This window comes from Virgibacillus siamensis (genome assembly GCF_039522605.1).
GTDB lineage: Bacteria > Bacillota > Bacilli > Bacillales > Amphibacillaceae > Lentibacillus > Lentibacillus siamensis.
The window spans coordinates 168265-181379 of sequence record NZ_BAAADS010000006.1; the positions used below are offsets into that span (position 1 = coordinate 168265).

Here is a 13115-nt window from a genome sequence, read left to right on the forward strand (position 1 = left end):
GCACTGATACCAAAAACCTTCTCGATTCCGGCGATTGATTTTCTGATAACCTCGGCAAAACTGTCTGTGCAAGATGATATTCAAACATACAAAAAAGCGGTAGTTGTTATTGAAGCAGGCAAAAGTAAAGGGACGGGATTCGCAATCTCATCTGATGGAACGATACTCACAAACCATCACGTGATCGAGGGTGAGGAAGAGGTCACGGTAGCATTTCCTGATCAGGGGCTGTACAAAGCGGATGTTGAACATACATATCCATCCGTCGATCTTGCTGTATTGGACGTAGATGATCAACATCTCCCGTATCTGAAGCTGGCAAAAAATCCTGATTATAAGCCGGATACACCGATTTATTTTATTGGAAATCCATTACGTTTTAATGGAATTGCCAACAAGGGCTCTATTATTAATTCCATAACACTCAGCGATTGGGAGCGACCGGTAGTCATGCTGGATGCACCGGTCTATAACGGGAACAGCGGGAGTCCGGTCATTAATCAAGATGGTAAGGTGATTGGGGTTGTGTTCGCCACACTGGATCATGACAAATTTGACAAGGTGGGTTTATTTATACCTGTAACCTATTATCTGGAGCATCGTGATTAAATTTTAGTAATTGGGGTATCTATCCTCTAAAGGAGGCGTTTACGATGCATTATTTAACATCAACACTGAAAACATATAACATTTACGCAACTGATGGCGAAATGGGAAAGATTCATGATTTGTATTTTGATGATGATAAATGGGGATTACGATATGTGGTCGTTGACAGCAGGAAATGGCTTCCCGGAAGAAGAGTGCTGTTATCACCTGCTTCATTCGATTCCATTGATAGTAAAGAAGCGTTCGTTAAAGCAAAAGAGGATAAAGAAACGATTCGAAACAGTCCTAAAGTTCCAGAAGGGCAGCCAATAACAAGGGAAGTTGAAAAATCACTAACCGGCTACTATGGCTGGGGCAGATATTGGACGGATAGTCTGGTAGGTGGTGTACAGCCTCGCCCGTATAACGATGTTCGTAACGAAGCGCTTGCTAAGGACCAAATACAGCAGGAAATGAACTTGAATGAGGAAACAAACCTTGACCTTCGGAGTGCAGATGAAACAATGGATTACAAGGTCCATGCGGATGACGGAAAACTCGGGCATGCAGCTGATCTTGTACTCGACGACCATTATTGGAAAATGCGTTATTTAATTGTTGAGAGTGAAGGGCTTCCGAATGAGAATAATTATTATGTGATGGATCTAGAGGATGTAGAATCGGTTGACTGGTTTGAAGGTGATATTTATGTAAGAGGTTCACTGGATTCCATTAAACAAAAAAGGAGTTATCAGGCCAAAGAAGATATACTGGCGGACCTGTAGATAGAATTTGGTGAAAAGATGCCTTTTTTAAAAAGGGCATCTTTATTTTTTAGCTGTTTATGGAAGGATGAACGGCAGCACATTATGAGGCAGTTTAACAATAAGTAACGATAACTTAAATAAACTGTAATTTTTCTGAGATGGCAAGCTTCCTAGTGGTACGTTAAGATTAGCATATTGGAAAAATAGGTAATTATAACGAATTTTAATAATAAAGATGGTGAATACATCATGGACTATAGATCTTATGCAATCAATAATGAATATTTATATACGAAAACTACACCCAAAAATGATACGAAAAAATCGAATTTTATAATGGCTGGGGGTGTTCAGGCTGATGATGAAACGGTCATCAAAAGATAAGCACCTAAACGAGCTGATCGCTTCAGCCCAGCAAGGTGATACACAAATTCAGAATGATTTGCTGGAGAAATATCAGCCTTTTATTGCCAAGTGCGTTTCCGAGGTATGCAAACGGTATATAGATGCGAAGAAGGATGATGAATTCAGTATTGGCCTGGCTGCGTTTAACGAAGCAATTCTTTCATATTCTCCGGAAAAAGGCAGTTCTTTTCTGTCTTTTTCAAAACTTGTAGTGAAACGGAAGGTAATTGATTATATTCGGTATGTTCAAAAAACGCCTGTTGCTGCATCACTTGATGAAACATACGATGAAGAACAGATGGAAAACCCTACAGAAATCGTGGCGGTTAAGGAGATTTATCAGAAGGAGCAGGAGTCCTGGTACCGCAGGGAAGAAATTCTTGATTTTAAGGAAAAACTGCGGTCCTATAAGCTGTCAATGGTAGAGCTTACGGAAATCTCGCCGAAACACAGAGACGCCCGGGATTCGGCTATATTAGTGGCGAAAACGTTGTACAATGATCCATTATTACGGGATTATGTTCAACAAAAAAAGAAACTTCCGATTAAAGATTTGGAGACGAAAGTAAACGTCAGTAAAAAGACCCTGGAACGGAACAGGAAGTTTATCCTGGCAATCTTCATTGTATTAAGTGAGGATTATTTATACCTTAAAGAGTATCTGAAGGGGGTGGGTTAGTGAAAAAAGGAATCGTGATGGGTAAACACCGGCGTTACATGATTGTCATGCAAAATGACGGTGTGTTTTGTAAAGCGCCTCCAATGGATGTATCTGTTGGATCAGAAATTTCATTTGAACCGCTTCCTGCAAAGAACCGTTTTGATTTTTATATGAAAAACAGAAAAATTTCAATGAAGCCGGTAGCATTGTTGTGCGTAGTGCTTTTATTACTTGTGCCTGTATATTTTACAATGGGGGTCAATAAAACATATGCTTACGTGAGCATTGACATAAATCCAAGCATTGAACTCGAAATAAATGAAGAAATGCAGGTTCGCTCGATGACTGCTGTCAATGAAGACGGAAAGAAAATAGTAAAGGAACTGCCGGAGTATAAAGGGAAGCAGCTTGAAAAAATTCTTGCATTAATTATGCAAAAAAGTGAAGATTCAGGACTCACTGAAAATGGAAAAAGTATGCTTCTTGGTGTCAGCTATGCCTTAGATAAACATGAGTTATCCGTGCTGGATGCGGTTGATAGTTATTTCATTGAAAATGGAGAGGATTGGCAGGTCGCAACCTTTATGGTACCAAAAGAAATCCATAAAATTGCCGATGAAAAAAAACTTTCCATGGGTGAAGTGATGGTTTCAAAAATGAATGATTCAGACTACACGAGCAATCAATCGTCATGGATGAATGAGGAAGAAAAAGCTATTATTAATTCTTTTTATAACAATGACTCCCATTCAACTACTACGACTGTGGATAACGATGATTCGAAAAGTGTTACAAAGCAGTCTGATAAAAACAGCTCGGATAATGAGTCGGAATCTGCTCAAAATAAACCAGCAAAAGAAACCAATAACATAAACTGGAACGAGAATGGAAATTCCAGAAACCCAGAAAATAACGCCGGTGAATCCAGTAAAGCTAACGAACAACATCAGGAAAATCGGGGCAAGGCAAGAGGACACCATAAAGACAACCCCGGTAAAGCGAAAGGTCATTCCCATGAAAAACGAGGCAAGGTGAACGGTCATCATAAAGGAAAAGCAGGGAAGGCACAGGTACATTTCAAAGAGAACCGTGGTAAGGCAAAGGGACATTCCGAAAACATACCTGGTAAAGCCAAAGGCCACCATAAAGGTAATCCGGGTAAAGCCAAAGGACATCATAAAGATCATCCCGGCAAAGCGAAAGGGCATCACAAAAATCACCCTGGCAAAGGCCATAAACAGAAACATAATCATTAAATCGGAAGGGTGTTTTCTCGTTGAAATATGCAGAATCCGGGCGAGGTATGAGCTGAAAAGGTCCCGGTACTTACCCCAGTTTTATGCTGTAAAGGTGAAGTAAGTATATTCCGACGGCATCTAACAAAGTCGCAGCCCTGTTAATTGTTGGATAGCAATAATGGTTATGTAAGAGTCAATTGGAAAAATGCACCGGAACCCGGTGCATTTTTAGTGATTTTTTTTCGTAAACACAAATGCAAGCTGAACAAAAGCTGAATAGCTGGCCAATCGCACGAATTAAATAGTTAGCAAACACTTCGAATGCATGTTCACTGTGTCAGTCAGCTGTAGTTCGTTTTAAACTTCCATCACGGCTGCCGGAATATGCTTCATCGCATGGTCGATATAATAAAGCAGGCTGTCATGTGATTCCATAATTTTTGCCTGGTCGGGTGAATAGTGAAATGCGTGCAGAAAGTGCTGAATTTTTTTAGAAAGCATGTCATCTTCTGTGCGGACCATCAGAACGAGCAAATCATCCCATTGTCCCCACAGTGTGTAAAATAAGGCTTTGTCGTAATCCGGTATATCCAATTTATACCCTCCTTTTACATAAAGGGTTATTCATTAGTCTTCCCGATTCAGTCTGATAATGCTAAAAACAAAATGGTGTACTTTCCAATTTTTGTATGACGCATAAAAATTTCTTCCTGTTACATACTAATTGGCAAAACAGTAAGGAGGAAATCCAATGAAGTGGAAAATTTTGAGTTTGGCTGCAGTATTAATGCTTTTGCTTGCAGCTTGCGGAAACAATGATGGCAATGGAAATGGTAATCAGGATGGTCAGGACAAGAATAACGGAGATACCAATGTTGAAAACACCGGATTCAATGGTGACGATACGAATAACAATGGCAATGGAAATCGGGATAACAACAATAATGACGGTAAATATGAAGTGGCTGAAAAGGCAGCAGACAAAATAACAAATCAAATTGCTGAAATCGATGGTGCCTACGTATTGAAAACCGATAACAATGCATACGTTGCCGCTGAACTGGATACAGATGGCGATAACAATAATAATGGTGATGGAAATAATCTTGGTGATGTCAATAACAATAGAGACAATGATGATAACAACATTGGCGATATTGGAAACGATGCCGACAATCCCACCAAAAACAACAACATCAATAACAATGGCAACGACACCAACATGAATGGCAACGACAATAACAATGGCGCTACTAATGACGATGCGCTGACAGATGATGTGAAAAATCGTATCTCCAAGATTGTAAAATCAGTCGATGGCGACATTGACAATGTTTACGTTTCAACCAACCCTGATTTCTTTGACCTGGCGAACAATTATGCCGATGATGCAGGCGATGGAGATCCTGTTGAAGGAATGTTTGATCAGCTTGGCAATATGATTGAGCGCGTTTTCCCGCAAAACAAAGAATAATGATCCGAAATTATGAACCGGATGCCGGCTAATGGCTGGCATCCGGTTTTTTTGCTGTCTAGGAAATTATAAAATTTTGTAGATGTGGATAATGCACTTGCTCCTAATCAGCCACGTCCAGCTCCAGCGCCCAGCGACTAGCAAACTTCACACTTCCTCACTACGATAAGTCAACATCGGTTCGCTTTCAGCTCACCGTGTTTCCTTTATCTCATTGCGGAGTGCTCCAGTTTGTACGTCGCTAAACGGGCGCTTCCGCTTTTGTTCCTGTCCGGGGATATTTTTTATTTGTGCACTCCGCTGCAGCAGTTTGCAATTATTCCTTTTGATTATGTCTGCAACTTGTGCTATTCTTATACATATAATCCATACTAAACATAGTAAAATACTATGAATTAATAAAAACGGAGTTGAACTATAAATGGGTCGTGAATTTTTAGGCTTGTTTGATGAATGGGCAGAGTCCTATGATAAAAGTGTCGCTGGTGTGGATCCCCAATATAAGGCAGTATTTGAAAATTATGATGAAATTTTGCATCAGGTCAGTATGGGTTCTTTTGGCAATGTACTTGAGTTTGGTGTTGGGACAGGAAATTTAACCGGAAAATTGCTTGCTTCCGGATATGATGTTACGGGGGTTGAGCCTTCAAAAGTGATGCGTGAAAAAGCATTGGCGAAATTCCCTGAATTATCTTTGTACGAAGGGGATTTCCTGGAGTACCCGCAAAATGATTTTTCTGTTCACACCATTGTCAGTACGTACGCGTTTCATCATTTAACAGATGTAGAAAAGGAAAGGGCTCTGACACAATACACGCAATTCCATCCGTCGATGAGAAAAATTGTATTTGCTGATACGATGTTTGAAACAGACCAGCATAAACTGAACATGATAAAACAGGCTGAAAAACAAGGCTTTTCAGACCTTGCGGAAGATCTGCAACGGGAGTATTATACGACTATCCCAGAGATGCAGCGTATTTTTACAAGTGCAGGGTTTCATGTTACGTTTGAACAAATGAACGATTTTGTCTGGCTGATTACAGCAGTGCGCAGATCTGATTCAGCCATAACCAACTAAAGGAGTGAATAAACATGGCACAAAAAATGAATGTGGAAAGCTTCAACCTTGATCATACAAAAGTAGAAGCCCCATATGTACGGCTTGTCGGTGTTACGTCAGGATCAAACGGTGATAAGGTATACAAATATGACATCCGTTTTAAGCAGCCAAATAAGGCACATATGGATATGTCCGGTCTCCATTCGATTGAGCATCTAATGGCAGAAAACATCCGGAATCATATGGACAATGTGCTTGATATCGGGCCGATGGGCTGCCAAACAGGTTTCTACCTGTCCATTTTGAACAACGATAATTATGATCAGGTTCTTCATGCACTGGATAAAACGCTTCATGATGTATTGGAGGCAACCGAAGTTCCAGCATGCAACGAGGTTCAGTGTGGATGGGCTGCAAATCACAGCCTTGACGGCGCGCAAAACATTGCTCGGGAAATGCTGGAAAAACGTGATGAGTGGCATCAGGTTTTTGCTGAGTAAGAGGCAATTGTCATGGTGAAATATAAGTCCGTTCAACATCTGATTGGTGATACACCATTGGTAGAGCTTGCTCAGTTCCCCCTTCCAGAGGGGGTCCATTTGTATGCGAAATTGGAATTTTATAATCCGGGTGGCAGTATAAAGGACCGGTTGGGTGTTTCATTAATCAATGACGCGCTGGAAAGCGACCGGTTACAAGCAGGCGGTACGATCATTGAGCCCACTGCTGGCAATACTGGAATCGGGCTGGCATTGGCCGCAATGAATAAGGACTTATCAATTATCTTTTGTGTCCCGGAACAATTCAGTGTTGAAAAACAACAGCTGATGAAGGCACTTGGCGCAAAAATTGTGCATACACCAAGCTCAGATGGGATGCAGGGGGCGATTGATAAAACCGAACAGCTTTTAAAAGAGATTCCCAACAGCTACTCACCAAAGCAGTTTGGTAATCCCGCTAACCCCAGAACTTATTATAAGACGCTTGGACCGGAACTGTGGAAGGACTTGCAGGGTGAGCTGGATGTATTTATTGCCGGTGCAGGATCAAGCGGCACATTTATGGGAGCAGCTGCATTTTTAAGGGAAAAGAACCCCGCTGTAAAGAATGTGATTGTTGAACCAGAGGGGTCGATTATTGGCGGTGGTGAACTAGGCTCACATAAAACAGAAGGAATTGGCATGGAATTTTTCCCGGAATTTTTTGACCGTTCACTGATTAATCAAATTTATACGGTATCGGATGATGATGCATTTCACATGGTCCGTCAACTAGCTGCCAAAGAGGGATTGATGGTTGGAAGTTCTTCGGGTGCTGCTATGGCCGCAGCACTGAAGGAAGCTCGGAATGCCAAGCCGGGAACAAATATTACGGTTATTTTCCCCGATGGCAGTGATCGTTATTTAAGTAAAGATATCTACCTGAATGATTAAGGAGTTGGAAAAATGCGTTCAAAAACAAAAATGATTCATGGCGGAGTAACCGGCGATGAACGGACAGGTGCCGTCTCAGTCCCTATTTATCAGGTGAGCACGTACAAACAGGATGCGGTCGGGAAACATCGCGGATATGAATATTCCAGAACCGGAAATCCAACACGGGAAGCACTGGAATCGGTAATTGCCGAACTCGAAAATGGTAACAGCGGATTTGCATTCGGATCAGGTATGGCAGCGATCACATCGATTATGATGCTGTTTAACTCGGGGGATCATGTTGTCATGACTGATGATGTTTACGGTGGAACGTACCGGCTTGTGACCAACGTGCTTGACCGCTTTAATCTGAACCATACGTATACGGATACAAGCAAACCGAAAGAAGTGGAAGCAGCCATTAACGAAAATACGAAAGCACTGTATATTGAAACACCGACAAATCCGCTGCTGAAAATTACCGACCTTAATAAAATGGCGGAAATTGCTAAAAAGCATAATCTTTTGCTGATTGTTGATAATACATTTGCAACACCATATTGGCAGCAGCCGCTTGATTTGGGAGCAGATATCGTTCTACACAGCGCTACAAAATACATCGGTGGCCACAGTGACGTTGTTGCAGGACTTGCCGCTGTCAATTCCGACAAACTTAGTGGTGACCTTCATTTTATCCAAAATTCAGCGGGTGGTGTTCTGGGACCCCAGGATTCCTGGCTGCTGATGCGCGGCATTAAAACACTTGCGCTAAGGATGGAAGCCATTGAGCATAATACGGCCAAACTGGTTGAATTTTTGCAGAAACATGAAAAAGTAACCAATATTTATTATCCGGGACTGGAATCCCACGCCGGACATGAAACGGCAAAACAACAGGCAACCGGTTTTGGCGGCATGGTTTCATTTGATGTAGGCAGTGGTGAAGAAGCGGAAAAGGTACTGAGCCGTGTTCAATATTACACACTTGCAGAAAGCCTTGGTGCCGTCGAAAGCCTGATATCTGTGCCGGCTAAAATGACCCATGCCTCGATTCCGGCTGACAGGCGGGCCGAACTTGGTATTACAGACGGGCTGATTCGCGTATCTGTCGGAATTGAAGATGCAGATGATTTAATCGAGGATTTGGAACAGGCATTGAAATAAAAATATATTGTTGTGGAAGACAGTCTCATAACGGGGCTGTCTTTTCGTGTAGTGTGATTTTTTATTGTGGTTATTGTTAAATTGCATACCACTTAAATCGTCGCAATATGGTATGCTAAAATGGAGAAAAGAATGTGGAGGGATTTTGTCAATGAGCGAAAAAACATTACAGTATTTGACCGAAAATCGTGAACAGCTGTTAAATAAATTGAATACATTTTTGTCAATTCCAAGTGTCAGCACAGATAGCATACATAAAGAAGATATAAGCAAGGCAGCGGGTTTTTTGGAAACCTATTTAAGTGACATTGGCTTTGATAACGTGGAGCGGCAGGACACGGGCGGACATCCACTTGTATATGCCGAATATAATCAGGCTGGACCGGATTCCCCAACCGTATTATTTTACGGACATTACGATGTGCAGCCGGTGGATCCGATTGATCAGTGGAAAAGTGATCCATTTCAGCCGGAATTTCGGGATGGACGCCTGTATGCACGCGGTTCAAGTGATGACAAAGGTCAGGTGTTTATGCATCTTGCGGTATTTGAAGCATTTATGAAAACGGATGGAAAATTGCCGCTTAATGTAAAAGTATGTATCGAAGGGGAAGAAGAAATCGGCAGTGAAAACCTGTACGACATTCTTCAGAAAAAAAAGGAACAGTTCGCAGCAGATTTTGCGGTGATTTCCGATTCCGGAATGGTTGCCGAGAACCAGCCGACCCTTCTGTATGGATTGAAAGGGTTTACCGGTATCGAAATCAATGTAACCGGGCCAGATAATGATTTGCATTCAGGTATGTATGGCGGAGCAGTCCGGAACCCGGTCATAGCTCTGACGCATATCCTGGCATCGATGAAAAATGAAGATGAGGTTGTCACCGTGGATGGCTTTTACGATGGTGTTGAACCATTGACAGACCATGAACGTGAATTAATCAAACAAGTGAAAGGAGAAGATTACCATAAGTCAACAGGAGTTCCGGAAACTGTTTCAGAAAAAGGATACTCAGCAAAAGAACATACGATGGGCAGGCCGACATTTGAAATAAATGGTATGTATGGCGGCTATCAGGGTGAAGGTACGAAAACCATCATCCCGTCAACGGCAACTGCCAAAATCACATGCCGGCTTGTGCCGGGGCAGGATCCCGAGCATATCCAGCAGCTATTGGAAAAACATATAAAGGATGTTGCGCCATCGGGTGTAACGGTTAATGTAAAAAAAGAGAAGCTGTCAGCCAAAGCGTACAAAGTGGAACCGGATCATCCACTGATTAAAAAAGCGGCAGAAAGCTATACGAAAGCATTTGGAAAAGAAACTGTCTATGTACGCATGGGTGGATCCATCCCGGTAGTCGAATGGATTGAAGATATTTATCAAATGCCTATCGTGCTACTTGGGTTTGGCACACCGGATGACCGTCTGCATTCACCAAACGAAAGCTTTCCATTAGACAGTTTCGATAAAGGAATGGAGACGCTTGTCCATTACTGGAATGGAATAAATGAGAAATAAAAGGGTTTTTACACAGGGAGGAGAAACATGAGTAAGACAAAAATGGCAGCAGTGATGTTTACGGGCGGCATTCTGCTGCTGCTTTTGGGATGCAGTCAATCCAGTTTACCGGCCAGTGCCAACACTGACCGGGAGTCAAATTTTAAGGAAAAAGAAATGCTGCAGTTCAAAAAGACAACAGAGGTCAGTGAAGAGGATTCTCAAACGTCAGCGGGTAAAAAAGCTGTGAAAAAGACGGTTCTGGATGTTCCGCTCGTCAATCAGATGGCATCGCCGCAGATTTATAATGGATGTGAAGTTTCCAGTCTGGCAATGCTGTTAAAATATCATGGCTATGAGGTTACCAAATCAGAATTGGCGGATAAAATTCCCAGGGTACCATTAACCTATGAAAATGGGTTGAAAGGAAATCCGAACAAGGGGTTTGTCGGGGATATGGAGGATGGTCCGGGATTGACAGTTTATCATGGCCCAATTCATAATTTGGCTGCAGATTATGCAGGCAAGCAAGCTGTTGATCTGACAGGTAAATCTGCTGAAACGCTATTCCAACATGTTTCCAATGGTATGCCTGTCTGGGTGATTACCACTACAAATAGTGTTCCAGTCAATAATTTTAAAACGTGGAATACACCTTCCGGAAAAATACAAGTAACCTTCAGTGTTCACAGTGTTGTTGTAACGGGGGTCGATGAAAAGTATGTTTATATTAACAATCCATATGGATATAAAAATCAGCGGTTGTCAAAGGAAAATTTTATAGCGGCGTGGAAGCAGATGGGGAGCCAGGCTGTTACCATAACAAATTAACCTCGTTTCCTTTGTTATGTTCCCGGGTAATAATAGATATGGATGATTTGCAGAAAAGGGGTAATAAAAAAATGAGATATGGCGTGGTTACCGGAGTATCTAAAGGGTTAGGGGAATCCATTGCTAAAATATTGATGGAATCCGGGGTTAATGTTATTGGTATTTCCCGGAGCAAAAATAATTTTCTAAAAGAGGCTGCACAGCAAAACCATGTATCATTTCAGCACTTTTCATGCGATTTAGGTGATGTTGATGAGATTGAGAAGACAGTTAATGAGGTAAGCGGTCTGATTTTCCGGGAAGAACCATCGTCCGTTTATCTTGTCAATAATGCGGCAGTGCTTGACCCGGTGGACAAATCCATGAACCTTGATAATCGTGATCTTGCTTATCATATGCAGGTAAATTCACTTGCACCAATGGTTATGACGAATTTATTTTTGAAAAAAGTATCGGAGGAAGAGGTTCCATTCATTGGCGTAACCATCACTTCCGGTGCCGCTGAACGACCGGTTTATGGCTGGAGTGCCTATTGCAGTTCGAAGGCAAGTATAAATATGTATACGAAGACGGTCGCGCTTGAGCAGGAAGAATTGAAATCGGAGAGTAAAGTGATTGCCTTCAGTCCGGGAATAATGGATACGCAAATGCAGGAAAAAATCCGTGCCAGCAACAAAGATGAATTTATTGAAGTCGATACATTTAAGGACTATAAAAATAAAAATCTTCTGAAGGATACTGATGCTGTTGGCAGTGTGCTAGTAGACATTTTAACCGATGAAGCAAGTATTGAGAATGGTAAAATTTATCATGTAAAAGATTATTATTAAGCCGGTAATATAGACATTCGCCCTCCCAACTATATGGTCAGGTGCATAGTTTATACTGATCCTGAAAATGTAGGAGGGTAACTATGAGTGAAGGATATGGAAACAATTCAGGCTTTGCGCTGATTGTCGTATTGTTTATTTTGCTTATAATTGTTGGTACCGCTTATATGGGCGGCGGTTACGGTTACGGCGGCTATTAATTTTAAAACATGCAGGGAGGCAGAACCTTCCTGCATGTTTTATTTTGGCAGTGAAGGAAGGTGGACAAACAGTTCAGCACGGATTTCCAAATACACTGACTCTCATTTTGTCCTGGATTTATGGTACACTTTATGGTGAGACTATTTGTAAGCTTTGTTGAAAGGAAGTTAGTTAATGATAACACGTAAAAGTAAGCGGGAAATTGAAAAAATGCAGGCTGCGGGCGATTTGCTTGTAAAATGCCATAAAGAAATTGCCAAAATGATAAAACCCGGTATCACAACGATGGAAATTGATTCATTTGTTGAGAAATACTTGGCTGAGCACGGAGCGACGCCGGAACAAAAAGGTTTCAGTGGCTATCCATATGCGATTTGTGCATCAGTCAATGATGAAATCTGTCATGGTTTTCCACGCGAAGAAAAGCTGCAGGATGGTGATATCGTCACGATTGATATGGTGGTAAATCTGAATGGTGGATTGGCTGACTCAGCTTGGACATATCCGGTTGGAAATATTGATGAAAAGGCGAAAAAACTTCTGGAAGTATCAAAAATTTCACTTGATAAAGGGATCGAACAGTGCCAGCCAGGAAGCAGAATCGGTGACATTGGACACGCCATTCAAACGTATGCTGAAGGGGAAGGGTTCTCTGTCGTTCGGGACTTCACAGGGCATGGCATCGGACCAACTATTCATGAGGATCCGCACATTCCGCATTTTGGATTGCCTAATAAGGGTGCCAGGCTTAAAGAGGGAATGGTTATTACCATTGAGCCAATGATCAATGAAGGAACCTGGCAAAGTAAAATGGATTCCAACAATTGGACGGCGCGCACGGTGGATCAAGGCCGTTCAGCGCAATATGAACATACCGTTGTAATTACGAAAGATGGTCCGTTACTGACGACAGATCAGGATAAGTGATTTCTGTCAAACTAAGAATCGATTATATCGTGCAAACTCCATATACGAAT

The 13115-nt window shown here is 41.8% G+C and carries 16 protein-coding genes; 15 read left to right on the forward strand and 1 reads right to left on the reverse strand.

What is annotated here, in order from left to right:
* From ABD010_RS05060 to ABD010_RS05080, 5 genes are all read left to right on the forward strand, one after another.
* Window positions 1-609: S1C family serine protease (locus ABD010_RS05060; protein ID WP_343810834.1), on the forward strand; the 609-nt coding region annotated here is incomplete at its 5' end.
* 44 nt (window positions 610-653) lie between these two features.
* Entirely contained in the window at window positions 654-1373 is a 720-nt protein-coding gene (locus tag ABD010_RS05065; protein ID WP_343810836.1) for a PRC-barrel domain-containing protein, read from the forward strand.
* 231 nt (window positions 1374-1604) lie between these two features.
* Complete coding sequence (locus ABD010_RS05070) at window positions 1605-1739, forward strand: hypothetical protein (RefSeq protein ID WP_343810837.1); 135 nt, start codon at window positions 1605-1607, stop codon at window positions 1737-1739.
* Complete coding sequence (sigI, locus tag ABD010_RS05075; protein ID WP_343810838.1) at window positions 1714-2439, forward strand: RNA polymerase sigma factor SigI; 726 nt, start codon at window positions 1714-1716, stop codon at window positions 2437-2439. The genes ABD010_RS05070 and sigI overlap by 26 nt, the downstream gene beginning before the upstream one ends.
* Window positions 2439-3677: an anti-sigma-I factor RsgI family protein gene (locus ABD010_RS05080; RefSeq protein ID WP_343810840.1), complete on the forward strand. Its 1239-nt coding sequence runs from the start codon at window positions 2439-2441 to the stop codon at window positions 3675-3677. Before sigI ends, ABD010_RS05080 begins: the two co-directional genes overlap by 1 nt.
* A gap of 339 nt (window positions 3678-4016) precedes the next feature.
* On the opposite strand, the gene ABD010_RS05085 is transcribed toward ABD010_RS05080, so the two are convergent.
* Window positions 4017-4253, reverse strand: coding sequence for a YhdB family protein (locus ABD010_RS05085; protein ID WP_343810842.1), 237 nt, complete (start codon window positions 4251-4253; stop codon window positions 4017-4019).
* Window positions 4254-4410: 157 nt separating this feature from the next.
* On the opposite strand from ABD010_RS05085, the gene ABD010_RS05090 reads away from it, so the two are divergent.
* The 10 genes from ABD010_RS05090 to map all read left to right on the forward strand — a co-directional run bounded on the left by ABD010_RS05090 (window position 4411) and on the right by map (window position 13065).
* On the forward strand, window positions 4411-5133 hold the full coding sequence (locus ABD010_RS05090; protein ID WP_343810844.1) for a YhcN/YlaJ family sporulation lipoprotein: 723 nt from the start codon (window positions 4411-4413) through the stop codon (window positions 5131-5133).
* Between the two features lie 421 nt (window positions 5134-5554).
* Window positions 5555-6214: a class I SAM-dependent DNA methyltransferase gene (locus ABD010_RS05095; protein ID WP_343810847.1), complete on the forward strand. Its 660-nt coding sequence runs from the start codon at window positions 5555-5557 to the stop codon at window positions 6212-6214.
* Between the two features lie 14 nt (window positions 6215-6228).
* Window positions 6229-6696, forward strand: a complete 468-nt coding sequence (locus ABD010_RS05100) for an S-ribosylhomocysteine lyase (protein ID WP_343810849.1) — start codon at window positions 6229-6231, stop codon at window positions 6694-6696.
* Window positions 6697-6708: 12 nt separating this feature from the next.
* On the forward strand, window positions 6709-7629 hold the full coding sequence (locus ABD010_RS05105) for a PLP-dependent cysteine synthase family protein (protein ID WP_343810851.1): 921 nt from the start codon (window positions 6709-6711) through the stop codon (window positions 7627-7629).
* 12 nt (window positions 7630-7641) lie between these two features.
* On the forward strand, window positions 7642-8775 hold the full coding sequence (locus tag ABD010_RS05110) for a bifunctional cystathionine gamma-lyase/homocysteine desulfhydrase (RefSeq protein ID WP_343810853.1): 1134 nt from the start codon (window positions 7642-7644) through the stop codon (window positions 8773-8775).
* 151 nt (window positions 8776-8926) lie between these two features.
* Window positions 8927-10297 carry a dipeptidase gene (locus ABD010_RS05115; RefSeq protein WP_343810855.1) on the forward strand — a complete coding sequence of 457 codons (1371 nt, stop codon included), beginning with the start codon at window positions 8927-8929 and terminating at the stop codon, window positions 10295-10297.
* 27 nt (window positions 10298-10324) lie between these two features.
* On the forward strand, window positions 10325-11107 hold the full coding sequence (locus tag ABD010_RS05120; RefSeq protein ID WP_343810856.1) for a C39 family peptidase: 783 nt from the start codon (window positions 10325-10327) through the stop codon (window positions 11105-11107).
* 71 nt (window positions 11108-11178) lie between these two features.
* Window positions 11179-11937 (forward strand): (S)-benzoin forming benzil reductase, encoded by a 759-nt coding sequence (locus ABD010_RS05125; protein WP_343810858.1) that lies wholly within the window; start codon window positions 11179-11181, stop codon window positions 11935-11937.
* A gap of 83 nt (window positions 11938-12020) precedes the next feature.
* Complete coding sequence (locus ABD010_RS05130) at window positions 12021-12137, forward strand: YjcZ family sporulation protein (protein ID WP_343810860.1); 117 nt, start codon at window positions 12021-12023, stop codon at window positions 12135-12137.
* A 175-nt stretch (window positions 12138-12312) separates the two neighbouring features.
* Entirely contained in the window at window positions 12313-13065 is a 753-nt protein-coding gene (map, locus tag ABD010_RS05135) for a type I methionyl aminopeptidase (RefSeq protein WP_343810862.1), read from the forward strand.
* Window positions 13066-13115: the final 50 nt, after the last annotated feature.